This window comes from Sphingomonas sp., from assembly GCF_042096255.1.
Taxonomy (GTDB): domain Bacteria; phylum Pseudomonadota; class Alphaproteobacteria; order Sphingomonadales; family Sphingomonadaceae; genus Sphingomonas.
Map to the genome: position 1 here is coordinate 40,013 of NZ_JBELLZ010000009.1, position 24,236 is coordinate 64,248.

The following is a 24,236-nucleotide window of genomic DNA, read 5'->3' on the forward strand; positions in this document are numbered from 1 at the left end:
GGGGCAGCACGCGCCCCGGCGCTGCGAAGGTCAGGCCTTGGGCGAGAGCGAGCCGTTGCCCTTGGGCGTCTTGATCGTGGTGCAGGTGCCTGCCTTCACGAGCTTCCAAGCATTGCCCTGATAGTTCACCTTGGAGGTGCCGGCGCAGCTGGTGCGCGGCCCCGCCGCGCAGTCGTTCTTGCCGGCGAGCGAGACGCCGTAGCACTTCTCCATGGCGGGTTTCTGCTGCGCCGAGGCTCCGCCAGCGAATGTGGCGGAGGCGATGGCGATGCCGGCCGCGAGGGCCGCGTGATTGGTGCGCATGGTCGGGTCCTTGAACGCTATGCCTCTGCGCGCGGCCCGGCCAGGGGGGACGCCGGGCCGCGCGGTGACCGGGGAGGAGGCGGGAAGCCCGTGTCACGTCCGGCATTTCGACCGCGCGGCCGCAAACGTTACAAACGCGACCGCGCAAACAATCTGCGCGCGTGCTGTAACCGTGCGCCCGATCGCGCCGAAGTCGGGTGCGAGGAGTGTGGATGCGGACCGACGAGGACGTCCTGCGCGGGTTAATGGTCGATGGGCTGGACGGCGACGCCGCCGCCCATGCGGCGCTGCTGCGCCTGCTCGTCCCGCTCCTGCGAGGTTTCTATCGGCGTCGCGTACGCGGCGCCGATGACGATGTTGAGGATCTGGTGCAGGAAACCCTGATTGCCGTGCACACACGGCGCTCGACCTACGACTGTGACCGCGCGTTCACCGCCTGGCTGTTCGCGATCGCGCGCTACAAGATGATTGACCAGTTCCGGCGCGGATCGCGCTTTCAACCGCTCGACGGGATGGAAGAGGAGCTCGCCGCCGACGGCTTCGAGGACGATGTGACTGCCCGGCTCGACGTCGATGAGCTGCTCACGACGCTCCCGGCCAAGCAGTCGCGGATGATCCGTGCCACGCGCATCGAGGGGCTGAGCGTTGCGGAGGCGGCTCGGGCGGGCGGCATCGGCGAGTCCGACGTGAAGGTCTCGGTCCATCGCGGACTGAAGGCGCTGATGGCGCGTGTCCAAGGGGAGCGGCGATGAACACCGACGAGCTGATCCTCCGGCTCGCCCGGGACACGCGTCCGGTGCCGCGCGGCACGGTTGGCCGGCGCCTCGTCCTCGGCATCGCGCTCGGAGCCGTCGTGTCGGCCATACTGGTGCTCGCGTGGCTGGGGCCGCGCGAGGACCTGGGCGTCGCGGTTCGCCGCGCGTCTTACTGGATTAAATGGGGCTACACCCTCTCGCTCTCCGCGGCGGCGCTCGCGGTGACCGCGCAGCTCGCCCGGCCCGACAGCGGTCGGCTGCGCGGGCTGTGGCTGACCGCGATCCCCGTGGTGCTGCTCGCCGTGGTCGGTCTGATGGAGCTGGCGCGGACGCCGCGCTCGGACTGGCTGGCGATGTGGCTGGGGCAGAGCTGGATGGTCTGCCCGTGGCTGGTGCTGCTGTTCGCCATTCCGATCTTCGGCGGGCTGCTGTGGTCATTCCGCAAGCTCGCCCCCACCCGCCTGCGCGCCGCCGGCGCGGCGGCTGGGCTCACCGCCGGCGCCTTCGCTGCGAGCGTCTACTGCCTGCATTGCCCGGAGGTGTCCGCCATCTTCGTGCTGACCTGGTACTCGCTCGGCATCCTGCTCGCGACTCTGCTCGGATCGCTGCTCGGCCCGCGGCTGCTGCGCTGGTGAGCGTCGGCCCGACTGCACCCCGATCGACGAAGGAGACGTTTGCGATGACGATTTCGGGCGGCTGCCGCTGTGGAGCGGTGCGGTACGACCTGGCGATGGACGATCTTCCGGTCAGCTTCGCCTGCCACTGCCTCGACTGTCAGACCTGGAGCGGCAGTGCGTTCGCGTCGAACGCGCTGCTGCCGGACTCGGTGCTGACGTTCCACGCCGAGCCGTTCCGGTTCGAACTGGATGGTCGCGATGGCAGACGCTTCGAGCAACTGGCCTGCCGGACCTGCATGACCGTGCTGGCCAACCGCACTCCGGACCTTCCCAAGATGACTATCCTGCGGGTCGGAACGCTCGATCGCAGCAACGAGATCGTACCGGCGGTCCACATGTGGACCTCGCGCAAGCAGTCCTGGGTCCGGATCCCGGAGGCGATCCCGGCCTTCGAGACCACGCCGACGCCGCAGCAGTTCGCTGCCGTGCTCGGCCGGGTGCCATCGCCGAGCGTCGCGACCTGGGCCTCGGAATAGAGCGGACAGAGGTCCGCTGCGCCCGGTGCGATGGGCATCTGGGTCACGTCTTCAACGACGGACCACGACCCACCGGGTTGCGCTACTGCATGAACGGAGCCGCCCTTCACTTTGGGCCGGCCCGGCAGGTCTGAGCGCAACAGTCGAACCATCCGATCAAGGAGATCGATCGATGCAACAGTCCGGCCAGCTCGAAGCGCGAGGCACGTGGGTGCCTGGCACTCGGACGGATATCGTCCACCCGCACATGAGCGATGCCTTTGCGCGGGTCTACGAAGCGACCGCGCACCGCAACACCGGACAGATCGCCGCGGTGGCGCTTGACCGGGTTGGCGGGATCGGCTGGGGGACAAGGGTCCTCGACATCGCCGCAGGCGCGGGTGCGCTCAGCGTGCCGGCCGCGCTGCGCGGCGCATCGGTGCTGGCGATCGACCATGCGCCCGGGATGGTGAGGCTCGTCTCGGAACGGCTCGCTCCCTTCCCGGCAAGCGGCGCGCGCGTGATGGATGGCCAGCGGCTCGACCTTGGCGACGGCTGCTTCGATGCGACCTTCTCGCTGCTTGGTGCGAGCATGTTCAACGACTGGCGGGCGGGGCTATCGGAGCAGGTGCGCGTCACGCGCGCGGGCGGTCGGGCCTGCGTGGCGACGTGGCGCAGGCCGCCGGGCGGCGGCCCCTTCCTCGTGCTCGCCGAGGCGCTCCGCGCTGTCTTCCCCGACATGCCTCCGCCTGCGACGCCGGAGGGCTTCGCCACGCTGGCCGACCCGGAGCGGCTCCGGGAGGAGCTCGTGCGGGCAGATCTGACCAACGTGACGGTCGAAGAGTTTGAAGTTGCCTGGGAGGGACCGTCCGGAGCCGCCTACCTCAAGGATGTCGGCGAACTGTACGGCTTTATCGGCGTATATGCCGCCTTGGACAATGAGAAGCGGCAGCGTGTGGACGCGGCCGTGTTGGAAGTTGTGGATCGGTTCGCCGAAGGTGACCGGATAGTCCTGCGGTCGCCCGTCGTCCTGGCCGTTGGCGTCGGAAACTGATCCTCTTGTTGTAACCGCATCAGTGCCAGCAGCGAAGGACGAGAGCCACACGGGCACACTATTCTTCAGAGGAGACCGACATGAACATCACCTTCCGCACCGGCCTCAGCATGGCCACCACCGCCGCGATCGTCGCCGTGGCGGCGGCGTCCGCGCCGGGCGTCGCCGCCGCGCAGGGTGCCGAGGCCGGCAAGGTCGTCCACTGCTACGGCATCAACAGCTGCAAAGGCACCTCGGACTGCAAGACGGGCGCCAACGCGTGTAAGGGCCAGAACGAGTGCAAGGGTCACGGCTTCAAGGCGCTGACCACAAAGGAGTGCAAGGCGCAGGGCGGCAGCCTGACCGAACCGAAGTGATCGAGGCGGCCCGGCGGGATCGTCCGCCGGGTCGCTCCCCCAACAGACATGGAGGCAGGGATGATCCCCTCGTTCGCCGGCTTCGGCCTTGGCCTTCGCAGACCGCACTATGCCGAGTTCCTAAAGCACCGCGTCGCGGTCGACTTCCTCGAGGTGATCTCGGAGAACTTCATGGTCGACGGCGGGCAGCCGCGCCGCATCCTGCGTGACATCCGCGCGCGCTACCCGGTGGCGCTGCACGGCGTGTCGATGTCGATCGGTTCGGCCGACGGGCTTGACACCGCCTATCTCGCGCGGCTGCGCGCGCTCGTCGATGAGATTGAACCGCTGTTCGTTTCGGACCACCTCAGCTGGTCGCGAATCGAGGGGTTCAACTCCCACGACCTGCTGCCGCTGCCCTGCACTCGGGAGGCGCTCGAGGTCGTCGCCGCCAACGTCGACCGGGCGCAGGACGCGCTCGGCCGCGCGATGCTGGTCGAGAACCCGTCGAGTTACATCGACTTCGCCCCCTCCGACATGACGGAGTGGCAGTTCCTGGACGCCTTGTGCGCGCGCACCGGCTGCGGTCTGCTGCTCGACGTCAACAACGTCTTCGTCAGCGCAAGCAATCACGGGTTCGATCCCCTCGCCCATCTTGACGGCGTGCCGCACGCGCGCGTGCGCCAGATCCATCTCGCGGGGCACAGCCAGGGTGCCGAGCTGCTGGTCGACACCCACGACAAGCCGGTGCCACCCTCGGTGTGGGATCTCTACGCGCACGTCCTGCCGCGGCTCGGCCCAGTGGCGACGATGATCGAGCGCGACGACGACATTCCGCCCTTGGCCGAGCTGCTCGGCGAGCTGCGGACGGCGCGGAGCATCGCGGCCGAAGTCGTGGCGGTAGCGGCATGAGCCTGCTCGCGCTCCAGCGCGACATGCGCGTCTGGCTGACGCGCGAGGATGCGGGCGCGGCCGCGCGCCTCGGCCCGGCCGCAGCGCCCGGCCTGCGCGTCTACCAGAACAACTATCGCGCACAGCTCGTCGCCTGCCTGGAGGCGAGCTTCGCGCAGACGCTCGCCTGGATCGGCGCCGAGGCCTTCATCGGCGCTGCCGCGACACACATCGACGCCGTCCCGCCGAGCAGCTGGACGCTCGACGCCTATGCACGCGATTTCCCCGCGACGCTCGGGCGCCTGTTCTCCGACGACCCCGAGGTGGAGGAGCTCGCCGCGCTCGAACTCGCGCTGGAGGAGGTGTTCGTCAACGCCGACGCCGTCGCGCTCGGCGTCGCGGACATCGCCGACGTCGACTGGGACCGCGCCGCCATCCGGCTGATGCCAGCGCTGGACCTGGTGCCGATGCGCACCAACGCCGCAGCGATCTGGTCCGCCCTGGCCGCGGGCGAGGTGCCGCCGGCGTCGGGCGCGCTGGAGGCGCCCGAGGCAGCGCTCGTGTGGCGACAGGACCACCGCTCGCGGTTCCGGATGCTGGATCAGGTCGAGTGGCAGGCGCTGGTCCGCGTACGCGCGGGCGTCTCGTTCGCGGCGCTCTGCGCGGAGACGGGGCGGGCATTCGGCGACAATGACGCCGCAGCGATCGCGGGCGGCTGGCTCGGCCGCTGGCTGACAGACGGATTAATCGTCGGCATCGATGACGGCGGCTAGACCCGCGCGTCAGATCCCCGCATACCAGGCGTAGTCGTTGCTGTCCTCCCAATAACCGCCCTTGCCCGCGCCGATCCCGGCGAGGCTGCGCACCGCCTCCACGCGCATCACGTATTTGGCGTGCTTGTAGCCGAGCTGGCGCTCGACGCGCAGGCGCAGCGGCGCGCCGTTCGCGATCGGCAGCCGCTGGCCGTTGAGGCCGTAGGCGAGGATCGTCTGAGGGTGAAAGGCGTCGAACAGGTCGATGCTCTCATAATATTTGCCCGGGCCGTAATCGTCTGCACAGTGGAACACGAGATACTTCGCTTCAGGCGACAGCCCGGCGTCGCGCAGCAGACCGCCGAGCGGCACGCCCGTCCACGTCCCGATCGCGCTCCACCCCTCGACGCAGTCGTGGCGCGTCGTCTGTCTACGCCGCGGCAAGCGCGTGATCTGCGCCAGCGACAGCGACAGCGGGCGGCGCACCAGTCCGTCGATCACCAGCCGATAGTCGCGGAACCCGTTCGCGGCCAGCTGCACATAGTCGGCGGCGGCGGGGCTGTGCGTGCCATTGGCGCGGAACACCGGCGACCGCTCTGCATCCGAATATTCCCGCGCCAGCGAGAAGCGCGTCGCGGTCAGCCGCGAGACGTCGTGGGTCAGCCGCTCCGTGCCCTCGAAGAAGGCGCGCAGCGCGGGGGTCGCCGCCACCCGGTCGCACCCAGAGAGCAGCAGCCCACCGCCGGTCGCGCCGAGCCCGCCGACGAGCGCGCGTCTGGTGATCATGCCTCTTCCTTCTCTTCGATGCGGAACCAGCCGGTGATCATCGAGCGGATCTCGTTGATCGGTCCGGCGAGCACCACCATCGTCAGGTGCACGATCGTGAACGCGACCAGCCCGAACGCGCACAGGAAGTGGATCGAGCGCGCCGACTGCCGCCCGCCGAATATCGTCAGCAGGAACGGGAAGTTCGCGTCCGCCACCGGCGACATGGTCAGCCCCGTCAAGATGATGCCCGGGATGAGCAGGAACACGACCCCGCCGTAGGACAGCTTCTGGAGGATGTTGTACCGCGTCGCCGCCTCGCCCGTCGGGAAGCGCAGCCGCGCATGGTCCTTCACGTCGTGCCAGATGTGCCGCCACGTCAGCTCGCGCCGCCGCGGCAGCAGGTCTCGTGCGAGATGCCGGTTGATGGCGCCCGCGACGAGATAGAAGATCGCGAGCGCCACCAGCACCCACGCGAACGACAGATGCCAGCGGCGCCCTGCGGCCAGGCTGTAGCCCGATGGGATCGTTGACCACCACGGGAAGGCGCGGGTGCGCTCGACGCCCTGCTGGTCCTTCCACCGGCCGAGCACGCCGCCGGTCGGCAGGTCGAACGTCCGCGCGATCACGACGTGCCCGCCGGTCGCGGTCGGCCCGATCTCGAACCAAGTGCGGTCCATGTTGGCGCCGTAGCTGCCCCAGTAGAGCCGCGGATGCGCGTTGAAGATCATCAGCCCGCTCATCAGCATGATGAGCAGCGTCGCCGCATTGGCCCAGTGCCACAATCGCGTCGTCAGCCGGTGGCGGTAGAACAGCCGCCGTCGCGGCGGCGGCGCCTCGGGTGCGATGGCCTGTGTCGTGTCGTCGATCGTCGCCATGTCGCCGCCCCCCGCGCGCCCGTTCACACCTTCAGCGCGGCGGTGATGCGGCCGCCGACGCCCTCCTGCACCAGGATCGCGGAGGCGAGCCCCGGCCGCGTCGCCGCCGGCAGCACCACCGTCTTCGCCGCACCGGTCCACGCATCCAGCTTCACCAGCTCGCGCACGATGTCGCGGTGCGGCAGCGTGCGCCCGCCATTCTCGCCAGCGCGGATCGCAACGGGGATCGAGCGCGGCTCGTAGCGGACCAGCCACACGGTCGATGGCGCCGCCGCCTTGCCACCGCCGACGCGCAGCGTCAGCCCCTCCACCGCCAGCGACGGCCCGCCGCGCGCGGGGCCGGCGGCGCGAATCGTCCGATCGAGCTGCTGCCGGTTGCTGCCGACGATGGCGGTGTCGCCGTTGACGATCACCTGCGGCGTTGCGACCTGCGACCGTCCGGCATGATGGGCATAATCCCACTGCCGCGCGGTGTAGGCCGGCTTGGCGAACCGGTCCTGCCAACCAAGCTGGTCCCAGTACGTCACCGCGAACGACAGCGCGAGAACTTCCGAGCGATCGGCCAGCGCGTTGACGTTGGAGTTGGCGGGCGGGCAGGACGAGCAGCCCTGGCTCTGGAAGAGTTCGACGACAACCGGGTGCGCGGCCGACGCGCCGGCGATCGGTTGCGGACCGGAGGCGGCCGGCTTGGCCGGCGCCGCGCTCGTTTCCTGCCCGCACGCAGCAAGCAGGCCAGCGGCGGCAACCGCGAGCAGCGATGAAGAAAAGGCAGAGCGCATGATCGTCCTCTCGGATGGTTCGGCCATTCTCTCCTGTTCGGGCAGCGGCGCCCATCGGTTACAGCGTATCGCAAACGTTTTTCGAGACTCTTGTCCCGCACCCGTTCAGCGCATCGCAGACACGAGCGCGACCACCTCGACGCTGGCGGAGGCCGACGCTGTCGGCGGCGCCGTAAGGGAGCAGGAGCGTGCCGTCGTGAACGATATCGTCGCAGCCGGAGCTTTAACTCCGCACCAGGCTTGCCCGATCTTCTATATACAGGCTGATGGAGGCTGGCTGCTTCCCTCGGCCCCGGACACTGGGGCCTCGCCCTGTTGCATGGCGAGTCAGTATATCGACCACTGGATCGACAGCCGACCGTAGAAGCCGGCCAGCCCTAGAGAGGAGAGGAAAAAGGGCGTAAGACTGCCGAACTGGAGGCGAACGTGACCGAGTGATTTAGCACCGCTGCAACACCTTATCTCCCCGCTTGGGGAGGCGTGTTACCTGGAATGTTACCTAGAGCCACTCGGGTGAGGGATGCCCCCTGCTAACCCTCTGAAAAATGGCGCGCCCGGAACGATTCGAACGTCCGACCCTCAGATTCGTAGTCTGATGCTCTATCCAGCTGAGCTACGGGCGCGCATTGGAGGGGCGCTGATAGAGGGGTGTTTCGGATCGCGCAAGCCGTTGCGTGCGGGAAAAGTGATCTCTACGCCGATCCTTGTGATCCGCGCTTTTGCCCTCCTGTCGATCGCCGCGCTGGCGGGCTGTGCGAAGGACACCGGGCACTATCCCTCACTCTCGCCGCGCCCGATCGAGCGGGTCAGCCTCGACGAGCCTGCCGCGCCGCCGCCCGCTCCCGCCCGGCCCGATCCTGCACTCGACGCGCGGCTCGCGGAGGCGGCGCGCGCCGATGCCGATCGCAAGCGCCGGATCGAAGGCGCGCTCACCGACGCCGACCGGCTTGTCGCGCAGGCGGCGGGCATGCCGGCGGGCAGCGACCGCTGGCTCGACGCGCATATCGCGCTCGGCACGCTCGACGGACTGCGCGCGGAGACCAGCGAGGCGCTCACCGCGCTCGAACAAGAGGCGGCGGACCGCGGCGTCGCGGGCGAGCCGCCCTACCCCGCGCTGGACGACGCGATCGAGCGGCTGCGCTCCGCCGCCGCGGGCCTCACCGCGCGGATCGACGCGCTGCAGCAGCGGCTGGCGCGCTGATCCCGTTCAGGCGGCGCCCTTGCGCGCCTTGTCGAGCTTTTTGAGCAGCATCTGCCGCTTCAGCCGCGAGATGTGATCGACGAACAGCACGCCGTTCAGATGATCGATCTCATGCTGCATGCAGGTGGCGAGCAGGCCTGACAGCTCCTCCTCATGGGCGGCGCCCTGCTCGTCCAGCCAGCGCACGGTGCAGCGCGCCGGGCGGGTGACGTCGGCATATTGCTCCGGGATCGAGAGGCAGCCCTCGTTGTAGGAGGAGGTCTCCTCACTCACCGCGACGATCTCGGGATTGATGTACGCGTGCGGGTTGCGGACCGGGCGGGTCTCGCCGTCCTCGCCCGTCTCCTCGCGGTCCTGGAGGTCGATCACCAGGATGCGCTGCGCGACGCCGACCTGGATCGCGGCGAGGCCGATGCCGTGTGCGGCATACATGGTGTCGAACATGTCGCCGACGAAGGCGCGCACCGCGTCGGTCACCTCCGATACGGGCTCAGACACGAGGCGGAGACGCGGATCGGGAACTTCGACGATGGGGAGGACGGCCATCTGCGCGAGCTAGGTCCCGCCCCCCGCGAGGTCAAGCGAGCGGCGTTGCGGGGCCGCGCCGCGCCGCGCTAGGCTGCCACGATGATCCGCCGCGTCCTTCGCCTCTCGCTCAAGCTGGCCCTGTGGTTCGTGGCGCTGTCGGTGCTGTGGGTGGCGGTGCTGCGCTTCGTGCCGCCGCCGTTCACGCTGACCATGGCGGGGGACCTGATGTCCGGCCACACCATCACCAAGGAATGGACGCCGCTGTCGCGGATCGACCCGGACATGCCGCGCGCCGCCATCGCCGGGGAGGATTCGCGCTTCTGCGAACACCACGGCTTCGACTTCAAGGCGATGGCGGGCGCGGCCTATCGCAATTCGCAGGGCGGGCGCATCCGCGGCGGATCGACGATCAGCCAGCAGACCGCCAAAAACGTCTTCCTATTCCAGGGCGGCGGCTATGTCCGCAAGGCGTTCGAGGCCTGGTTCACGCTGCTGATCGAGACGATCTGGGGAAAGCGACGGATCATGGAGGTCTATCTCAACGTCGCCGAGACGGGGATCGGCACCTATGGCGTCGAGGCGGGGGCGATTCGCTATTTCAACCATTCGGCGGACCGGCTCTCCACGTCGGAGGCCGGCCGCATCGCCGCGGTGCTGCCGCTGCCCAAGAAGCGGGCGGCGATCAGCCCGCGCGGCTTCACCCGCCGCCACGGCAACGCCATCGCCAGCCGCATCGGCGTGGTCCGGCGCGAGGGGCTAGACGCCTGCCTGCGCTGATCACGGGGAGCGGCGGAAGTTGACACTAAGTTGACACCCTCACGCTGATCCGGCGGAGCTAGCAGCGACAAAGGATAGACGCGGCAACACATCGGCGCCCGAAAGGCGCCGGCGCAGAGGGGCCGTTCACTGTCAAAAGAGCAAAGCCCTGATAACAGATCGTGCCGTTGTAGGAAAGGCGCCGTTCGCGCTATTCCACCGCCTTGTCGATCGCGGCGCCGGCCTTGTCGGCCGTATCGCCGACGCTCTTCGCCGCAGAGCTGACCGCATCGGTGCGCACCGCGTCGTTCTTCGACTGGTTGAACAGGTACCAGGCGCCGACGATCACGAGAATCAGCGCGGCGAGACCGAGCAGAAGGCCGCCACCGCCGCCGCGCCGCTCCACGATCGTGGTGGTCGGCTGCTGCGCGCTCGGCGGGACGTTCGAGCGGGTCGTGGTGGTCTCGGTGTAGATGGGATCGGCCATGACACATACTCCTGCCAATGATGGCGGGAGGAACGTGCCGATTCGGTCCTTCGTTCCATGGGCGAAACGGTGGGATGGCCGGTGAGAAGTAACCGCCCCGGCCTTTTCCCTCCGTCGCCCCGGCCTTGAGCCTGGGTCCCGCTGCCTTGCCCGGCCGAAGGGAGAAGCGGGACCCCGGGTCAAGCCCGGGGTGACGGGAACCAGGTCGTGTCTCGGAGCAGCCCGCCGCGGGCGAAGCCCGCGCCGTCGGACAGGGCTGCGCCCCGCCGGCCGAGCTGGCGCGTCTCGCCGGCAGCTGTGCTGCCTGCGTGCGCGCGGCGCTTAGAACGGCAGCTTGAAGCCCGGGGGGAGCGGCAGGCCGGCGGACATCTTGGCCATCTCCTCGTTCGACTTCGCATCCGCCTTGGTCCGCGCGTCGTTGAGCGCCGCGGCAACCAGGTCCTCCAGCATCTGCTTCTCGGACGCCTGCATCAGCGAATCGTCGATCGACACGCCCAGGATGCGGCCCTTGGCGGTCGCCTTGATCTTGACCAGCCCGCCGCCGGAGACGCCCTCCACCTCGATCGTGTCGAGCGTCGCCTGCGCCTCGCCCATCTGCTTCTGCACGGTCTCCGCGGCGCTCTGCGCGGCGGCGATCAGTTCGTTGAGATCCTTCACGATACACTCCGTTGCGGGGTCCAGGATTCGAGTTCGGCGTCGGGGAAGGCGTCCAGCGCGGCGCGGACCAAGGGGCTGGCGAGCACCGCCTCCCGCTCGGCGTCGCGCGCCGCATCCATGGCTTCCTTGATTGTCGGCTCGCCGGGCGCGTCGAGCATCGACAGCTTCCAGGCGATGCCGAAGCGGCCCTTGAGCACCTGCGCCAGCTCGCTCAGCGTGTCCGCCGCGATCGGGCGCGCGCCGCTGAACACGATCTCGGGCGGCGCATAGCGCACCAGCCGCGCGCCATGCACCAGCCGTGCCGCGAGCGCCGGGTTGCGGTCGTCGAGCAGCTCGACCAGCGCCGCGAAGCTTTCCGGCGCCGCAGGCCTGGCGGGCGCCTCGGGCTCCGCCTGAACTGCGCGCGGTGCTGGCGCTTCTGTTGGCCGCGCAGGCGCGGATATCGGTGCGATCGCCTCGCCGCCCGCCAGCCGCCGCGCCAGCTCGCCCGGATCGGGCAGGCTGGAGGCGTGGATCACCCGGAGCAGCGCCATCTCGGCCGCCTCGATCGGCAAGGCCGCGCGGGACACCTCGTCATGTCCTTTGAGCATCAGCTGCCACAAACGGTGCAGCGCGGGGAAGCCGAGCCGCATCGACCACTCGGAATAGGCGTCGCGCTCCTCGGCGGGCTGCGCGGCATCCGCCTTGGCGCCCACCTTCACCAAAGTGATGCCGTGCACCGCCTCCAGCAAAGCGCGCAGCACGCCGGCCGGATCGACGCCATGATCGTACTGGCGGCGCAAGGCGGCGAGCGCGCCCGGCGCGTCGCCGGCAAGCAGCAGGCCGAGCAGGTCGCGCACCGCACCGCGATCGGACAGGCCCAGCATCTCGCGCACCTGCGCCGCGCCGACACCGCCGCCCTCCAGATCGGCATGCGCGATCGCCTGATCGAGGATCGACAGGCCGTCGCGCGCCGATCCTTCCGCCGCGCGCGCGATCATCGCCAGTGCCTCGGGCTCGGCCATCACGCCCTCCTTCTCGCACACCGCGCCGAAATGCGCGGCGAGCAGTTCGGCGGGGATGCGGCGCAGGTCGAAGCGCTGGCAGCGCGACAGCACGGTGACGGGCACCTTGTTCACCTCGGTGGTGGCGAACAGGAACTTCACGTGCGCGGGCGGCTCCTCCAGCGTCTTGAGCAGGCCGTTGAACGCGGCCTTTGAGAGCATGTGGACCTCGTCCACGATGTAGATCTTGAACCGCGCGCTCACCGCGGCGTAGCGCGAGGCCTCGATGATCTCGCGGATGTCGTCGATGCCGGTATGGCTCGCCGCGTCCATCTCGATCACGTCGATGTGGCGCCCTTCGGCGATCGCGCGACACGGCTCGCACACGCCGCACGGATCGATCGTCGGCCCGCCCTGCCCATCCGGGCCGATGCAGTTGAGCGCCTTGGCGACCAGCCGCGCGGTCGAAGTCTTGCCCACCCCGCGCACGCCGGTGAGCAGGAAGGCGTGGGCGATGCGGTCGCGCTTGATCGCATTGCCCAGGGTGGTGACCATCGCATCCTGCCCGATCAGCGCCGAGAAGGTCTGCGGACGATATTTGCGCGCGAGGACGCGATAGGCCTCCGGCCGCCCAAGCTGAGAGGGGGGCTGGGGCGGTTCGTCGAGGCCTAGGCCGAAGTCGCTCATCGGCTCGAATCGGTACGCGAAGGACGGGGCACGCACCCTAGATAGGCGCGTCCGCGGCGTTCGTCAGCGGCGTTCCGCGCTCATTCCGCGCTCAATAGCCGTTGAGCCGCCCAAAGCGGTCGCGGTGGTAGGCGCTGTTGCCCCACATCGCTTCCAGCACCGCCGCGCGCTTCAGGTACAGGCCGGCGTCATATTCGTCGGTCATGCCGACGCCGCCGAACAACTGCACCATCTCGCGGCTGACCAGCTTGAGCGTATCGCCGCCGATCGCCTTGGCGAGGCTGACCGCCTGGTCGACATCCGATCTCCCCGCGTCGATCGCCTCCAGCGCGCCCTCCACCGCCGAGCGCATCAGCTGGAGCTCGGTGAACATCTTGGCCATCCGGTGCTGAAGCGCCTGGAAGGTGGAGAGGACCTGCCCGAACTGGACGCGCTGCTTGAGATAGTCGAGCGTCTGCGCGAACGCGCTCTCGGCCATGCCTAGCATCTCGGCGGTGGCGGCAGCGGTGGCGAGGTCGACCGCGCGCGCGGTCAGTTCGGGGCCGCCCAGCCTGATCGCGGGGGCGTCCTTGAACGAGACCGCGGCATGGCTGCGGCTGTCGGCCATGCGGCGGGTGGATTTGCTCACGCCCTCGCCGTCGGCGACGAGGTATAGCCCATCGGTTGCGGCGACCAGGAACACGCCCGCCGCGTCGCCCTCGGCAACGAAGGCCTTGTCACCGGTGAGTTTGCCGTCGATCACCTTGGTCGAGAGCGCTGCGGGATCGTGGTTCGGCCCCTCGTCCACCGCCAGTGTGCCGATCACCTCGCCGTTGGCGAGTTTCGGCAGCCATTCGCCCGCCGCCTCGCCGCCCGCTTCGGCAAGCACGCTCGCCACCACCGCGCTCGCGGCCAGCGGCGAGGCGACCAGGTTGCGGCCGATCTGCTCCAGCACCAGGCCGAGCGAGAGGAAACCGAAGGCGGATCCGCCATGCTCCTCGGGCACGGTGATGCCGAACCAGCCCATCTCCGCCTGCGCGTCCTTCGACGCGGCGTCGAACGCGGTGCCGGCGTCGCGGACCTTGCGGAAGGCGGTGGTGGGGCTCTCATTGTCCACCCACTCGCGCGCCATGTCGCGAAGCATCACCTGTTCGTCGTTGAGAAGTGCCATCGTTGAAGTCCCCGGATTGTCGGCCTCGTGCGTTCGCGCGGTCAGTTCTGTGAAGGAAGCAGGGAGCAGGGAGCAGAAGAAGTGGGGCCTACTGCTCCCTGCTCCCTGCTCCCTCCAAACTACTGATGATCCAGCATCCCCAGGATGCGCTTGGCGATCACGTTGTTCTGGATCTCGCTGGAGCCGCCGTAGATCGACACGGCCTTGCCCCACAGCCAGCTGCGGGTCTGCGCCAGTTCGTCCGCGCTGAACCCCTCGCCTTCCCAGCCCAGCCCCTGCATGCCCATGATCTCGACGTTGAGTTCGGCGCGGTCCTGGGTGATCCGTGCGCCGACGTTCTTCATGATGCTGGTCGCGGCGGAGGGGCCGGCATTGCCCTTGGCCTCCAGCGCGGCGCGGCGCAGGGTGAGCGCGAAGGCGCGCTGGTCCATCTCGTGCCTGATCACGCGGGTGCGGAGGTCGGCATCGGCGATCCGCCCCTCGGCATCGGCGCCGCGATACTTTTTCGCGACCTCGGGCACGCTCCGCCCGGCGAGCATCCGCGACGCCGATCCGCCGCCCGACAGCGAACTCCGCTCGTGCTGAAGCAGGCGCGTGCCGATCTCCCAGCCCTGCCCCTCGCGCCCGACGAGGTTCTCCTTGGGCACCTTCACGTCGGCGAAGAAGGTCTCGCAGAACGGGGACTGGCCGCTGATCAGCCGGATCGGCTTGGTCTCGACGCCGGGCGCATCCATGTCGATCAGGAGGAAGCTGATGCCGGCGTGCTTCTGCGTCTTGTCGGTGCGGACCAGGGCGAAGCATTTGTCCGCCCATTGGCCGCCGCTGGTCCAGGTCTTCTGGCCATTGACGACGTAATGGTCGCCGCGATCCTCGGCAAAGGTCTGCAACGAGGCGAGGTCCGATCCCGCGCCCGGCTCCGAATAGCCCTGGCACCAGCGCACCTCGCCGCGGACGATGCCGGGGATGTGCTGCTGCTTCTGTTCCTCGCTGCCATATTCGAGCAGCGTGGGCCCGAACATCATCACACCCATGCCGCCGATCGGGTTCCACGCACCGGCGCGCGCCATCTCCTCGTTCAGGACGCGCGCCTGCTCTCGGGAAAGCCCGCCGCCGCCGTACTGCGCGGGCCAGGTCGGCACGCCCCATCCCTTCGCGCCCATCGCCTCGCGCCACGCGCGCTGCGCCGGCGTCTCCTCGCTCGGCCCCTCGACCGCGGACATCGCATTGTCGGCGCCGCGCAGTTCGGCGGGGAAATGCTCCGCAAGGAACGCGCGCACTTCCTCGCGAAAGGCGTCAGGATTCCCGACCGGTCGGTCGAGCTCGGCGGCAGTCGCCATGCATCTCTCTCCATGATCCTAGAAGATCGGGTATGGTGCATGCCATGGCGCGCGCGACTTGGGAAGAGCGCTTTGCCGGTCTGCCGCGTTCGGCTAGGTTCACGGGCGGGGGAGACCGACGGCCATGCACTTCCACCACCGTGCCATCCCGATCGCGCTCGCCGCGATCCTGATCGATTCGATCGGGTTCGGCATCGTTCTCCCCGTGCTACCCTCGCTGGTGGTGGAGCTCGGCCACGTCGACCTCGCCCAGGCGACGCGGATCGGCGGCTATCTGCTCGCGGTCTATGCGGTGACGCACTTCTTCGCCGGCCCGGTGATCGGCAGCCTGTCCGACCGGTTCGGCCGCCGCCGCGTGCTGCTGGTCAGCCTCATCTGCTTCGGCACTGATTATGCGCTGATGGCCGCCGCGCCGACGCTCGCCTGGCTGTATCTCGGCCGCGCCATCGCGGGCATCGCCGGGGCGACCTACGGCCCGGTCAATGCGGTGATCGCCGACGTGACCCCGCCCGAAAAGCGCGGCCAGGCGTTCGGCTGAATCGGCGCGGCGTTCGGCGGCGGCTTCATCCTGGGGCCGGCGATCGGCGGGCTGCTCGCCGAGTTCGGCCCGCGCGCGCCTTTCGTTGCCGCCGCCGCGCTTGCCTTCGTCAATGCCGCGATGATCGTCGCGCTGATGCCCGAAACGCTCGCGCCCGAGAACCGCCGCGCGTTCGACTGGCGCCGCGCCAACGTGTTCGGCGCCTTCGCCCCGCTGTTCCACGCCGGCGGCGCGACGCCGCTGCTCGTCGGCGGCCTTGTCTGGCAGGTGGCGCATATGGTGTTCCCCGCCACCTGGGCATTCTGGGCGGAGATCGCGCTGGAGTGGGACGCGCGCGCGATCGGCTGGTCGCTCGCCGCCTCGGGGCTTAGCATGATGCTGGCGCAGGCGTTGCTCACCGGCCGCGCGATCCAGCATTTCGGTGAGGAGCGCACCGTGCTGATCGGCCTCGCCGCCGGTGCGATCGTCTTCGCGCTCTATGCCTTCGCCACCGCCGGCTGGCAGGTCTATGCGCTGATCGCGCTCGGCGCGCTGACCGGGCTGGTCTTCCCCTCGATCAACGCCATCCTGTCGCGCCGGGTGGATGCCAGCAACCAGGGCGCGCTCCAGGGCGGCATGGCCAGCCTCGCCAGCATCGCCGCGATTGTCGGGCCGCTGGTGATGACCCAGGCTCTGGCGATCGGCACCGAGCGGCATTGGGCCGGCGCCGCCTTCGCGCTCGCCGCGGCGCTGTCGGCGCTCACCTTCGCGATCTTCCTGTTCGGCGTGGTGCTCCGCCGCGGCCGCCTTGCCTGAGCCGGTGCGCCCGCCCACCTGTCCGCGCGAACCCAGAGGATCTCCGCCGATGATCGACCTCCATTACTGGCCCACCCCGAACGGCCACAAGGTGACGCTGTTCCTCGAAGAGACCGCGACGCCTTATGAGATCAAGCCGGTAAACATCGGCACGGGAGAGCAATTCCAGCCCGACTTCCTGCGCATCGCCCCCAACAACCGCATGCCCGCGATCGTCGACCACGCCCCCGCCGACGGCGGTGAACCGGTCAGCGTGTTCGAGAGCGGCGCGATCCTGCTCTACCTCGCCGACAAGACCGGCCGCTTCGGCGGAGACGGCCTGCGCGGCCGCGCCGAGGTGCTGCAATGGCTGATGTGGCAGATGGGCGGCCTCGGCCCGATGCTCGGGCAGAACCACCATTTCACCCGCTATGCGCCCGAGAAGGTGCCCTACGCCATCGACCGCTACGTGCGCGAGACCAACCGGCTGTACGGCGTGCTGGACCGCCGCCTCGCCGACCGCGCGTTCGTCGCGGGCGAGGACTATACGATCGCGGACATGGCCGCCTATCCGTGGATCCTCCCCGAGGCGCAGGGACAGGATCCGGCCGACTTCCCCCACCTCGCCCGCTGGCACGCCGCCATCCAGGCCCGCCCCGCGACCGAGCGCGCCTATGCCAAGGGCAAGGCGATCCAGTCCGAGCAGGCACCGATGACCGAGGAGGCGAAGAAGGTGCTGTTCGGCCAGGGGACGCGCTGATCTGATCCTTCCCCGGCGCGGGGGGACCATGCGCAGCATGGTGGAGGATCGGTCACCCCTCCCGTCCCGGCCTTCGGCTCAGCCCGGTGTCGAGGTGCGCGCCGGCATCCACCGTCATCGTCTCGCCGGTGATCGCGCGCGTCGCGGGATCGAGCAGCATCACGATCGGCGCGGCAATGTCGTCCGGCCCCGCCGCGAGTCCCATCGGCACCGATCCCGCGATCCGTGCATTGAGCCTGGCGAACCCCTCCTCCCCCAGCCTCTTCTCGAACCAGCCGGTGCCGACATAGCCCGGCGCCACCGCATTCACCCGGATCGCCGGCGCCAGCACGCGCGCCAGGCTCCTGGTCAGTGTCAGCAGCGCGCCCTTGCTGGCGGCATAGGCGACCGAGGAGCCGATCCCGAACAGCCCCGCGACGCTGGCGACGTTCACCACCGCCGAATGCGGCCCTTCGCGCATCGCCGGGGCGCAGGCGCGGATCATCTGGAAGGCGGCGACGGTGTTGAGCCGGTAGATGTCGACGAAGTCCTCCGCCTCCAGCGCGTCGAGGTCCTCATGCGCGGCGAACTTGGTCCGGCCGGCATTGTTGACCAGGAAGTCGAGCCGCCCGAACCGCTCCACCGCCGCCCTGGCCAGCGCCCGGCACGCCGCATCCTCGACGATGTCGGCCTGCACCGCTGCGCCGCCGACCTCGGCCGCCAGCGCCTCCGCCTCGTCGCGGCTGGAGGCGTAGTTCACCACGCAGCGCACGCCGCGCGCCGCCAGCTGCCGCACCACCGCGGCGCCGATGCCGGTCCCGCCGCCCGTCACGATCGCCACCGATCCGTCCATGCGCCTGCCTCCTCTTCCTCGGCCCTACCGTTCGTGCTGAGCGAAGTCGAAGCACCCGCGCCACCGTCGCGTTGTGCCCTTCGACTTCGCTCAGGGCGAACGGGGTCGAGGAGATCGCCTCCACTTTTCGAAGATCGCGTATGGCATTCGCCTTCGCCTTCGCCTAGCCATCATCCCCGATGCAGACCGCCGCCGAGATGCTCGCCACGGAGTTCGGAACACTCCCGGACCTGATCCGCGCCAATGCTGTTACTTATGCCGACAAGGTCGCGATCGCCGATGGCGACCGGCAGGTCACGTACGCCGAGCTCGACCGGCTGATGGATCGCGTCGCCGCCGCGCTCCAGCGCGACGGGACGGCGCAGCGACAGGCGGTGGCGATGGTGAGCTACCCGTCGGTCGAGCAGGGCATCGTCTTCCTCGGCGCGCTGCGCGCCGGCTCGGTCGCCGCGCCGATCCAGCCCTCCGCGACGCCCGAGCAGATCGCCGGGATGATCGCGGACAGCGGCGCGGGCGTCGTCTTCCTCGATGCCGCGAACGAGGCGGCGCTCGCCGGCCAGACCTTCCCCGCCCGTCCGGTGATGCTGGAAGCGCTCGACGCCTGGCTCGCCCCCCGGGGAGCCAGGCCCGCTCCGGTGACGATCGCGCCGGAAGACGGCTTCAACATCATCTATTCCTCCGGCACCACCGGCGTGCCCAAGGGTATCGTCCAGAGCCACAAGATGCGCTGGCAGCACTTCAGCCGCAACGCCGCCGCAGGCTTCGACACCGCGGTGACCCTGCTGGCGACGCCGCTCTACTCGAACACCACGCTGGTCAGCTTCCTGCCGACGCTGGCCTGGGGCGGCACCGCGGTGCTGATGAAGAAGTTCGACGCGCACCGCTTCCTCCAGCTGGCGGAGACCTATGGCGCCACCCACACCATGCTGGTGCCCGTGCAGTACCAGCGGATCATGGCGCTGCCCGACTTCGATACGTTCAACCTCTCGGCCTTTCGCTTCAAGACCTGCACCTCGGCGCCGTTCAAGCCGGAGCTGAAGGCCGACATCCTGCAGCGCTGGCCCGGGCTCCTCGTGGAATATTACGGGATGACCGAGGGCGGCGCCTCCTTCGGGCTCAACTGCTCGGAGTGTCCCGACAAGCTCCATACCGTCGGGCGGCTGATGCCCGGCAACGAGGCGCGGCTGATCGACGATGACGGCAACGAGGTCGGGCCGGGCGGGACGGGCGAGATCGTCGGCCGCGGCCCCGCGATGATGAACGGCTATCACCGCCGCGACGACGCCACCCGCGCCGCCGAATGGCGCGATGCGGACGGGAACCGCTGGATCCGCCACGGCGATGTCGGCCGCTTCGACGAAGACGGCTTCCTGATCCTGATGGACCGCAAGAAGGACATGATCATCTCGGGCGGGTTCAACATCTACCCGTCCGACATCGAGGCGGTGCTGGCGCAGCATCCCGCGGTTGCCGACTGCACGGTGGTGGGCGTGCCGAGCGAGCAATGGGGCGAGACGCCGGTCGGCTTCTATGTGCCGCGCGGCGAGGCCGATGCCGCGGCCGTGCTCGCCGAGACCAACGTCCGGCTCGGCAAGACCCAGCGCCTGTCCGCCCTTCATCCCACCGCGGAGCTGCCGCGCAGCGCGATCGGCAAGGTGCTCAAGCGTGAGCTGCGCGACCGGCTGGCGGCGGGGGAGTTTCGATAAGCTCCTCCCCTTCAGGGGAGGGGTTTGGGGGTGGGGTCGAGGTCTCACCGAGACTCCTCGCCTGCGGCACTGCCCCACCCCAACCCCTCCCCTGAAGGGGAGGGGCTCCAAGGAGTCCACCATGACCAGCCTGAAGCAGATCCTCGACGGCCTGACCTCGCTCCCCGACGGCCCCGGCTGGCGCGGCGAAATCCCGGACGATTGGCTCCAGGGCCGCACCTCGTACGGCGGGCTCTCCGCCGCTATCGCGCTGCATTGCGCGATGCAGTCGGACACCGATCTGCCGCCGCTGCGCTCCGCTCAGGTCGCCTTCGTCGGGCCGCTCGCCGGACCGATCCTGGTCACCGCGCACCGCCTTCGCCGCGGCAAGAACGCCGCCTTCATCCAGGCGGATATCGAGAGCGAGGCGGGGCTGGGCCTGCGCTGCACCTTCGTGTTCATGCGCGCGATCGCCAGCGAGGTCGATCACCAGACCACCACCGTGCCTTCCTTCGATAAGCCGGGGCCAGACGACGTGACCTACAAGGGCAACCCGCACGTCGCCTTCACCCGCAACTTCGAGTTCGTCGACCGCCGCGAGGGGCCCGAGCTCAAGCCCGCCGAATGGCTGCGCTGGACCCGGCTCAACGAACGCGACGGGCTCGACCCGCTGGTGGAGCTGATCGCGGTCGGCGACTGCCTGCCCCCCGCTGCGCTACGCCTGCTCGGTCGCAACGTGCCGATGAGCTCGCTCACCTGGATGCTCAACGTCCTCGGCCCCGCGCCCACCACGACCGACGGCTGGTGGCTGCTCCGCTCGGACGCCGACTACGCACGCGAGGGGAGTTCGTCGCAGGTGATGGGCATCTGGAATGCGGATGGCGTGATGGTGGCGGAGCAGTCGCAGTCGGTGGCGATCTTCGCCTGATACAAACCGCGACACATCCGGCCGCTTCGGACATAGGCTTGCGACAGGCCGCCTCCAGAAGGGCGTGGTCGGCGGGATGGCCCGCCCCACGAACAGGAGCCTTTCCATGCGCACTATGATCCTCGGCCTTGCCCTCGCCTCCTCCGTTCTCGCCGGCGGCGCCGCCGTCGCCCAGACCGCCCAGACCCCATCGTACCCGGCTGCCGAGCGCGACGCGCCGCCGCGCCCGCACCACCGCGGCGGTGGCCTGATGCGTGCCGACGCCAACAAGGACGGCGTCATCACCCGCGACGAGGCGCGCGCCGCCGCCGACGCGATGTTCGCCCGCTTCGACCGCAACAACGACGGCCGCCTGACCGCGGAGGAGATGCCCCGCCGCCATGCCCGTGCCGACGCGCGGCCGAAGCGCGAGGTCAGCCAGGCGCAATTCGAGCGCAAGGCGATGCGCCGCTTCGACCGGATCGACGCCAACAAGGACGGCCAGATCGCCAAGGCGGAGATCCGCGACTTCCGTCTCGCGCGGAAGCAGCAGCGTATGCAGCGCACGCAGCAGCAGGGCTGAGCGCAACCGCGCTCGCGCCGGGCGGGTCCTCCCTCCTCGCCCGCCCGGCGCATCTTCGCTAGGAGACCCGAATGGGCGACACTCCCCACCTGCTCCTCGTCGACGACGAACGCTCGATCCGCGAGCCGCTGGCGCAATATCTCACCAAACAGGGCTTCCGCGTCACCCAGGTCGGCGATGCCGAGGCCGCGCGCACGCGTCTCGCCGCTTATGCGATCGACCTGGTCATCCTGGACATCATGATGCCGGGCGAGGACGGCCTGTCCTTATGCCGCCACATCCGCGAGACCGGAGAGGTGCCGGTGATCCTGCTCACCGCCAAGGCGGAGGAGACCGACCGGATCGTCGGTCTGGAGATGGGCGCCGACGATTATGTGGTGAAGCCCTTCTCCCCGCGCGAACTCGCCGCGCGGATCAAGGTGGTGCTCCGCCGCCTCCAGGCCGGCGGCACCCGCCAGCATGCGCCGGACAGCGGCAGCTACGCCTTCGCGGGCTGGGTGCTGAAATCGGGCGAGCGCAGCCTGGTCGACCGGGACGGCGTCTCGGTTCCGCTCTCCACCGGCGAGTACAACCTGCTGCTCGCGCTGGTCACCCGGCCGCGCCAGGTGCTCACCCGCGACCAATTGCTCGACCTGACCCAGGGCCGCGAGGCCGGCGCGTTCGACCGCGCGATCGACAACCAGGTCAGTCGCCTGCGCCGCAAGATAGAGGCGGACGCGAAGACCCCGGAGATCATCAAGACCGTCTGGGGCGGCGGCTATACGCTGGCGGCGGAGGTCACCCGGCTTTGAGGCGATTCGTCCCGCGCAGCCTTGCCGGTCAGATGGCGGCGCTGATCGGGCTGGCGCTGTTCGTTGCCCAGGCGATCAACTTCGGCCTGCTCCTGCGCGAGCGTGCGGCGCTGCGGGTGGAACAGACCACCGGTCCCGCGGCGGCGCGGATCGTCGATGGGTTGGAACGCGAAAGTGCCGGACGGGCGCTGAACAACCGGCGCGGCTGGCTGCGTCGGACGATGGCAAGCCCGATCGGGCCGGAAGCGCACCGCCGCCCCGAGATCGCCCGGGAGCTGCGCGAGAAGCTCGCCCGCGCCGGCATCTCGGTGGGCGCGGTGGAGGCCGCGGTCTATCGGCTGCCCGCACGCCGGCGGGAGCGCATGAACCGTCGTCGCATCGGCCCCCCTGCGGACTTCGAGCTGGTGATCGCCGCCGAACAGCCCGGGCGCGGCTGGCTCGTCATCGCCAGCCCGTGGCCCGAATCGCAATATTGGCTGGTGTGGCGACTCATCGCTCAGACGGTGATCCTCTATGCGGCAGTGCTGCTGCCGGTGCTGTGGATCTCGCGGCGCATCTCTCGCCCGCTCGCCGCCCTCGCCGCCTCGGCCGAGACCTTCACCCCCGGCAGCGCCGCGCGCGTCGAGGAGCGCGGCCCGCCGGACGTGCAGGCGGTGATCGCCGCGCACAACGCGCTCCAGCTGCGCGTCTCCGCGATGCTCGCCGAGAAGGACCGCATGCTCGGCGCGATCGGGCACGACCTGCGCACGCCATTGGCGGCGCTGCGCGTCCGCATCGAATCGGTCGAGGATGACGAGGATCGCACCCGCATGGCGGCCACGATCGACGAGATGAACCGCACGCTGGACGACATCCTCTCGCTCGCCCGGCTCGGCCGTCCCAGCGAACCGGAAACCGATGTCGACGTCGCCGCGCTGGTCGATGCGGTGGTGGAGGATTTCCGCGAGCTGGACCAGCCGGTCACCTTCGAAGAGGCACCGCGCACGCCGATGCGGCTGCGCCCGACGCTGATGCGGCGCGCGGTGCGCAACCTGATCGAGAATGCGGTGAAATATGGCGGCGGCGCCACCGTGCGGATCGACGCCGCACCCGGCCGCGTCGCCATCCTGGTCTGCGACGAGGGACCCGGCATCCCGGCCGACCGGCTCGCCGATGTGTTCGATCCGTTCACGCGGCTGGAGACCTCGCGCAACCGCGAGACCGGCGGCAGCGGCCTTGGCCTCGCCCTTGCCCGCGCCATCGTGCGCGACGCGGGCGGCGAGATCACGCTTGCCAACCGGCCCTCCGGTGGGCTGGAGGCGGTGATCACGCTGCCCCGCTAATCCTCGTCACCCCGGGCTTGACCCGGGGTCCCGCAGCCTTCTTACCGCGATTGAGAAGCGGGACCCCGGCTCAAGGCCGGGGTGACGTAGAGAGAACGGAACCAACCATGTCCCTGATGTCCGACCGCTGGATCCGCGAGCGCGCGCTCGCCGACGGCATGATCGAGCCGTTCGTGGAGGCGCAGCGGCGCGACGGCTGCATCTCATACGGCCTGTCCTCCTATGGGTACGACGCGCGGGTGGCGGACGAGTTCAAGATTTTCACCAATGTCGACAGCGCGGTGGTGGACCCCAAGGACTTTGCGCAGAACAGCTTCGTCGATCGCCAGACCCCGGTGTGCATCGTGCCGCCCAACAGCTTCGCGCTCGCCCGCACTGTGGAATATTTCCGCGTGCCGCGCGACGTGCTGGTGATCTGTCTGGGCAAGTCCACCTATGCGCGCTGCGGCATCATCGTGAACGTGACACCGCTGGAGCCCGGCTGGGAGGGGCATGTGACGCTGGAATTCTCCAACACCACGCCGTTGCCCGCCAAGATCTATGCCAATGAGGGCGCCTGCCAGTTCCTGTTCCTGCGCGGGGAAGAGGCGTGCGAGGTCAGCTATGCGGACCGA

Annotated in this window: 29 protein-coding genes, 1 tRNA gene and 2 pseudogenes; 20 read left to right on the forward strand and 12 right to left on the reverse strand. The window is 69.5% G+C overall.

Annotated features, from left to right (window positions below):
- Positions 1-30: 30 nt before the first annotated feature.
- Positions 31-303 (reverse strand): DUF2282 domain-containing protein, encoded by a 273-nt coding sequence (locus ACFDTH_RS03240; RefSeq protein ID WP_375286072.1) that lies wholly within the window; start codon positions 301-303, stop codon positions 31-33.
- Between the two features lie 212 nt (positions 304-515).
- On the opposite strand from ACFDTH_RS03240, the gene ACFDTH_RS03245 reads away from it, so the two are divergent.
- From ACFDTH_RS03245 to ACFDTH_RS03280, 8 genes and pseudogenes are all read left to right on the forward strand, one after another.
- Positions 516-1,055, forward strand: a complete 540-nt coding sequence (locus ACFDTH_RS03245; protein ID WP_375286073.1) for a sigma-70 family RNA polymerase sigma factor — start codon at positions 516-518, stop codon at positions 1,053-1,055.
- A complete protein-coding gene (locus tag ACFDTH_RS03250; RefSeq protein ID WP_375286074.1) occupies positions 1,052-1,693 on the forward strand; it encodes a DUF1109 domain-containing protein in 642 nt (213 codons plus the stop codon). The genes ACFDTH_RS03245 and ACFDTH_RS03250 overlap by 4 nt, the downstream gene beginning before the upstream one ends.
- 44 nt (positions 1,694-1,737) lie before the next feature.
- On the forward strand, positions 1,738-2,211 hold the full coding sequence (locus tag ACFDTH_RS03255; RefSeq protein WP_375286075.1) for a GFA family protein: 474 nt from the start codon (positions 1,738-1,740) through the stop codon (positions 2,209-2,211).
- A pseudogene (locus ACFDTH_RS03260) lies at positions 2,169-2,345 on the forward strand (peptide-methionine (R)-S-oxide reductase); the annotation flags it as partial. The gene ACFDTH_RS03255 and the pseudogene ACFDTH_RS03260, both read left to right, overlap by 43 nt.
- Before the next feature lie 38 nt (positions 2,346-2,383).
- Complete coding sequence (locus ACFDTH_RS03265) at positions 2,384-3,244, forward strand: class I SAM-dependent methyltransferase (protein WP_375286076.1); 861 nt, start codon at positions 2,384-2,386, stop codon at positions 3,242-3,244.
- Positions 3,245-3,324: 80 nt separating this feature from the next.
- The gene (locus tag ACFDTH_RS03270) at positions 3,325-3,600 is read left to right on the forward strand and encodes a hypothetical protein (RefSeq protein ID WP_375286077.1); all 276 of its coding nucleotides are present in this window, start codon (positions 3,325-3,327) and stop codon (positions 3,598-3,600) included.
- A 60-nt stretch (positions 3,601-3,660) separates the two neighbouring features.
- The gene (locus tag ACFDTH_RS03275; protein WP_375286078.1) at positions 3,661-4,491 is read left to right on the forward strand and encodes a DUF692 domain-containing protein; all 831 of its coding nucleotides are present in this window, start codon (positions 3,661-3,663) and stop codon (positions 4,489-4,491) included.
- Entirely contained in the window at positions 4,488-5,243 is a 756-nt protein-coding gene (locus ACFDTH_RS03280) for a DNA-binding domain-containing protein (protein ID WP_375286079.1), read from the forward strand. The genes ACFDTH_RS03275 and ACFDTH_RS03280 overlap by 4 nt, the downstream gene beginning before the upstream one ends.
- A 9-nt stretch (positions 5,244-5,252) precedes the next feature.
- Here ACFDTH_RS03280 and ACFDTH_RS03285 read toward each other — a convergent pair whose 3' ends face one another.
- The 3 genes from ACFDTH_RS03285 to ACFDTH_RS03295 are packed head-to-tail and all read right to left on the reverse strand — an operon-like array spanning position 5,253 to position 7,671.
- Positions 5,253-6,008, reverse strand: a complete 756-nt coding sequence (locus ACFDTH_RS03285) for a molybdopterin-dependent oxidoreductase (RefSeq protein ID WP_375286080.1) — start codon at positions 6,006-6,008, stop codon at positions 5,253-5,255.
- On the reverse strand, positions 6,005-6,865 hold the full coding sequence (locus tag ACFDTH_RS03290; protein ID WP_375286081.1) for a cytochrome b/b6 domain-containing protein: 861 nt from the start codon (positions 6,863-6,865) through the stop codon (positions 6,005-6,007). Before ACFDTH_RS03290 ends, ACFDTH_RS03285 begins: the two co-directional genes overlap by 4 nt.
- A gap of 23 nt (positions 6,866-6,888) precedes the next feature.
- Entirely contained in the window at positions 6,889-7,671 is a 783-nt protein-coding gene (locus tag ACFDTH_RS03295; protein WP_375286082.1) for a DUF1223 domain-containing protein, read from the reverse strand.
- A 218-nt stretch (positions 7,672-7,889) separates the two neighbouring features.
- Here ACFDTH_RS03295 and ACFDTH_RS03300 point away from each other — a divergent pair.
- Positions 7,890-8,048: pseudogene (locus tag ACFDTH_RS03300) on the forward strand (AlpA family phage regulatory protein); the annotation flags it as partial.
- A gap of 142 nt (positions 8,049-8,190) precedes the next feature.
- Here the strand turns inward: ACFDTH_RS03300 and ACFDTH_RS03305 are convergent.
- Positions 8,191-8,267 (reverse strand) — tRNA-Arg (locus tag ACFDTH_RS03305).
- An 83-nt stretch (positions 8,268-8,350) separates the two neighbouring features.
- Here ACFDTH_RS03305 and ACFDTH_RS03310 point away from each other — a divergent pair.
- Positions 8,351-8,845: a hypothetical protein gene (locus tag ACFDTH_RS03310; protein ID WP_375286083.1), complete on the forward strand. Its 495-nt coding sequence runs from the start codon at positions 8,351-8,353 to the stop codon at positions 8,843-8,845.
- Between the two features lie 6 nt (positions 8,846-8,851).
- Here ACFDTH_RS03310 and def read toward each other — a convergent pair whose 3' ends face one another.
- Positions 8,852-9,391: a peptide deformylase gene (gene def / locus ACFDTH_RS03315; RefSeq protein ID WP_375286084.1), complete on the reverse strand. Its 540-nt coding sequence runs from the start codon at positions 9,389-9,391 to the stop codon at positions 8,852-8,854.
- 81 nt (positions 9,392-9,472) lie between these two features.
- Between def and mtgA the strand changes: the two genes are divergently transcribed.
- Positions 9,473-10,150 (forward strand): monofunctional biosynthetic peptidoglycan transglycosylase, encoded by a 678-nt coding sequence (gene mtgA / locus ACFDTH_RS03320; RefSeq protein WP_375286085.1) that lies wholly within the window; start codon positions 9,473-9,475, stop codon positions 10,148-10,150.
- A gap of 190 nt (positions 10,151-10,340) precedes the next feature.
- On the opposite strand, the gene ACFDTH_RS03325 is transcribed toward mtgA, so the two are convergent.
- The 5 genes from ACFDTH_RS03325 to ACFDTH_RS03345 form a co-directional block, all read right to left on the reverse strand.
- Positions 10,341-10,616, reverse strand: coding sequence for a hypothetical protein (locus tag ACFDTH_RS03325; protein WP_375286086.1), 276 nt, complete (start codon positions 10,614-10,616; stop codon positions 10,341-10,343).
- 321 nt (positions 10,617-10,937) lie between these two features.
- The gene (locus ACFDTH_RS03330) at positions 10,938-11,273 is read right to left on the reverse strand and encodes a YbaB/EbfC family nucleoid-associated protein (RefSeq protein ID WP_375286087.1); all 336 of its coding nucleotides are present in this window, start codon (positions 11,271-11,273) and stop codon (positions 10,938-10,940) included.
- Entirely contained in the window at positions 11,270-12,943 is a 1,674-nt protein-coding gene (locus ACFDTH_RS03335; RefSeq protein WP_375286088.1) for a DNA polymerase III subunit gamma/tau, read from the reverse strand. The genes ACFDTH_RS03330 and ACFDTH_RS03335 overlap by 4 nt, the downstream gene beginning before the upstream one ends.
- 91 nt (positions 12,944-13,034) lie before the next feature.
- Positions 13,035-14,093 carry an acyl-CoA dehydrogenase family protein gene (locus ACFDTH_RS03340; protein ID WP_375286089.1) on the reverse strand — a complete coding sequence of 353 codons (1,059 nt, stop codon included), beginning with the start codon at positions 14,091-14,093 and terminating at the stop codon, positions 13,035-13,037.
- 119 nt (positions 14,094-14,212) lie between these two features.
- The gene (locus ACFDTH_RS03345; RefSeq protein WP_375286090.1) at positions 14,213-15,430 is read right to left on the reverse strand and encodes an acyl-CoA dehydrogenase family protein; all 1,218 of its coding nucleotides are present in this window, start codon (positions 15,428-15,430) and stop codon (positions 14,213-14,215) included.
- Positions 15,431-15,554: 124 nt separating this feature from the next.
- Here ACFDTH_RS03345 and ACFDTH_RS03350 point away from each other — a divergent pair, with 124 nt between their 5' ends.
- The 3 genes from ACFDTH_RS03350 to ACFDTH_RS03360 all read left to right on the forward strand — a co-directional run bounded on the left by ACFDTH_RS03350 (position 15,555) and on the right by ACFDTH_RS03360 (position 17,502).
- Entirely contained in the window at positions 15,555-15,968 is a 414-nt protein-coding gene (locus tag ACFDTH_RS03350) for an MFS transporter (RefSeq protein WP_375286091.1), read from the forward strand.
- A gap of 120 nt (positions 15,969-16,088) precedes the next feature.
- A complete protein-coding gene (locus ACFDTH_RS03355) occupies positions 16,089-16,763 on the forward strand; it encodes an MFS transporter (RefSeq protein WP_375286092.1) in 675 nt (224 codons plus the stop codon).
- Between the two features lie 49 nt (positions 16,764-16,812).
- The gene (locus ACFDTH_RS03360; RefSeq protein WP_375286093.1) at positions 16,813-17,502 is read left to right on the forward strand and encodes a glutathione binding-like protein; all 690 of its coding nucleotides are present in this window, start codon (positions 16,813-16,815) and stop codon (positions 17,500-17,502) included.
- A 52-nt stretch (positions 17,503-17,554) separates the two neighbouring features.
- Here the strand turns inward: ACFDTH_RS03360 and ACFDTH_RS03365 are convergent, their stop codons facing one another.
- Positions 17,555-18,334, reverse strand: a complete 780-nt coding sequence (locus tag ACFDTH_RS03365; protein ID WP_375286094.1) for an SDR family NAD(P)-dependent oxidoreductase — start codon at positions 18,332-18,334, stop codon at positions 17,555-17,557.
- Positions 18,335-18,513: 179 nt separating this feature from the next.
- Between ACFDTH_RS03365 and ACFDTH_RS03370 the strand changes: the two genes are divergently transcribed.
- From ACFDTH_RS03370 to dcd, 6 genes are all read left to right on the forward strand, one after another.
- Complete coding sequence (locus ACFDTH_RS03370) at positions 18,514-20,040, forward strand: class I adenylate-forming enzyme family protein (protein ID WP_375286095.1); 1,527 nt, start codon at positions 18,514-18,516, stop codon at positions 20,038-20,040.
- A gap of 121 nt (positions 20,041-20,161) precedes the next feature.
- Complete coding sequence (locus ACFDTH_RS03375) at positions 20,162-20,947, forward strand: thioesterase family protein (RefSeq protein ID WP_375286096.1); 786 nt, start codon at positions 20,162-20,164, stop codon at positions 20,945-20,947.
- Between the two features lie 106 nt (positions 20,948-21,053).
- Complete coding sequence (locus ACFDTH_RS03380; RefSeq protein WP_375286097.1) at positions 21,054-21,509, forward strand: hypothetical protein; 456 nt, start codon at positions 21,054-21,056, stop codon at positions 21,507-21,509.
- A 71-nt stretch (positions 21,510-21,580) separates the two neighbouring features.
- Positions 21,581-22,300 (forward strand): response regulator, encoded by a 720-nt coding sequence (locus ACFDTH_RS03385; RefSeq protein ID WP_375286098.1) that lies wholly within the window; start codon positions 21,581-21,583, stop codon positions 22,298-22,300.
- 32 nt (positions 22,301-22,332) lie between these two features.
- Positions 22,333-23,622: a sensor histidine kinase gene (locus tag ACFDTH_RS03390; RefSeq protein ID WP_375286099.1), complete on the forward strand. Its 1,290-nt coding sequence runs from the start codon at positions 22,333-22,335 to the stop codon at positions 23,620-23,622.
- 107 nt (positions 23,623-23,729) lie between these two features.
- The coding region (gene dcd, locus ACFDTH_RS03395) for a dCTP deaminase (protein ID WP_375286100.1) at positions 23,730-24,236 on the forward strand (507 nt) is incomplete at its 3' end.

Coding starts and splice junctions, on each gene's coding strand:
- ACFDTH_RS03285 (WP_375286080.1), bottom strand. CDS start 6,008: ATGATCACCAGACGCGCGCTCGTCGGCGGGCTCGGCGCGACCGGCGGT.
- ACFDTH_RS03265 (WP_375286076.1), top strand. CDS start 2,384: ATGCAACAGTCCGGCCAGCTCGAAGCGCGAGGCACGTGGGTGCCTGGC.
- ACFDTH_RS03345 (WP_375286090.1), bottom strand. CDS start 15,430: ATGGCGACTGCCGCCGAGCTCGACCGACCGGTCGGGAATCCTGACGCC.
- ACFDTH_RS03390 (WP_375286099.1), top strand. CDS start 22,333: ATGGCGGCGCTGATCGGGCTGGCGCTGTTCGTTGCCCAGGCGATCAAC.
- ACFDTH_RS03350 (WP_375286091.1), top strand. CDS start 15,555: ATGCACTTCCACCACCGTGCCATCCCGATCGCGCTCGCCGCGATCCTG.
- ACFDTH_RS03245 (WP_375286073.1), top strand. CDS start 516: ATGCGGACCGACGAGGACGTCCTGCGCGGGTTAATGGTCGATGGGCTG.
- ACFDTH_RS03255 (WP_375286075.1), top strand. CDS start 1,738: ATGACGATTTCGGGCGGCTGCCGCTGTGGAGCGGTGCGGTACGACCTG.
- ACFDTH_RS03270 (WP_375286077.1), top strand. CDS start 3,325: ATGAACATCACCTTCCGCACCGGCCTCAGCATGGCCACCACCGCCGCG.
- ACFDTH_RS03385 (WP_375286098.1), top strand. CDS start 21,581: ATGGGCGACACTCCCCACCTGCTCCTCGTCGACGACGAACGCTCGATC.
- ACFDTH_RS03370 (WP_375286095.1), top strand. CDS start 18,514: ATGCAGACCGCCGCCGAGATGCTCGCCACGGAGTTCGGAACACTCCCG.
- ACFDTH_RS03240 (WP_375286072.1), bottom strand. CDS start 303: ATGCGCACCAATCACGCGGCCCTCGCGGCCGGCATCGCCATCGCCTCC.
- ACFDTH_RS03275 (WP_375286078.1), top strand. CDS start 3,661: ATGATCCCCTCGTTCGCCGGCTTCGGCCTTGGCCTTCGCAGACCGCAC.
- ACFDTH_RS03280 (WP_375286079.1), top strand. CDS start 4,488: ATGAGCCTGCTCGCGCTCCAGCGCGACATGCGCGTCTGGCTGACGCGC.
- ACFDTH_RS03295 (WP_375286082.1), bottom strand. CDS start 7,671: ATGGCCGAACCATCCGAGAGGACGATCATGCGCTCTGCCTTTTCTTCA.
- ACFDTH_RS03335 (WP_375286088.1), bottom strand. CDS start 12,943: ATGAGCGACTTCGGCCTAGGCCTCGACGAACCGCCCCAGCCCCCCTCT.
- ACFDTH_RS03360 (WP_375286093.1), top strand. CDS start 16,813: ATGATCGACCTCCATTACTGGCCCACCCCGAACGGCCACAAGGTGACG.
- ACFDTH_RS03290 (WP_375286081.1), bottom strand. CDS start 6,865: ATGGCGACGATCGACGACACGACACAGGCCATCGCACCCGAGGCGCCG.
- ACFDTH_RS03365 (WP_375286094.1), bottom strand. CDS start 18,334: ATGGACGGATCGGTGGCGATCGTGACGGGCGGCGGGACCGGCATCGGC.
- ACFDTH_RS03375 (WP_375286096.1), top strand. CDS start 20,162: ATGACCAGCCTGAAGCAGATCCTCGACGGCCTGACCTCGCTCCCCGAC.
- ACFDTH_RS03380 (WP_375286097.1), top strand. CDS start 21,054: ATGCGCACTATGATCCTCGGCCTTGCCCTCGCCTCCTCCGTTCTCGCC.
- ACFDTH_RS03325 (WP_375286086.1), bottom strand. CDS start 10,616: ATGGCCGATCCCATCTACACCGAGACCACCACGACCCGCTCGAACGTC.
- ACFDTH_RS03340 (WP_375286089.1), bottom strand. CDS start 14,093: ATGGCACTTCTCAACGACGAACAGGTGATGCTTCGCGACATGGCGCGC.
- def (WP_375286084.1), bottom strand. CDS start 9,391: ATGGCCGTCCTCCCCATCGTCGAAGTTCCCGATCCGCGTCTCCGCCTC.
- mtgA (WP_375286085.1), top strand. CDS start 9,473: ATGATCCGCCGCGTCCTTCGCCTCTCGCTCAAGCTGGCCCTGTGGTTC.
- ACFDTH_RS03250 (WP_375286074.1), top strand. CDS start 1,052: ATGAACACCGACGAGCTGATCCTCCGGCTCGCCCGGGACACGCGTCCG.
- ACFDTH_RS03355 (WP_375286092.1), top strand. CDS start 16,089: ATGATCGTCGCGCTGATGCCCGAAACGCTCGCGCCCGAGAACCGCCGC.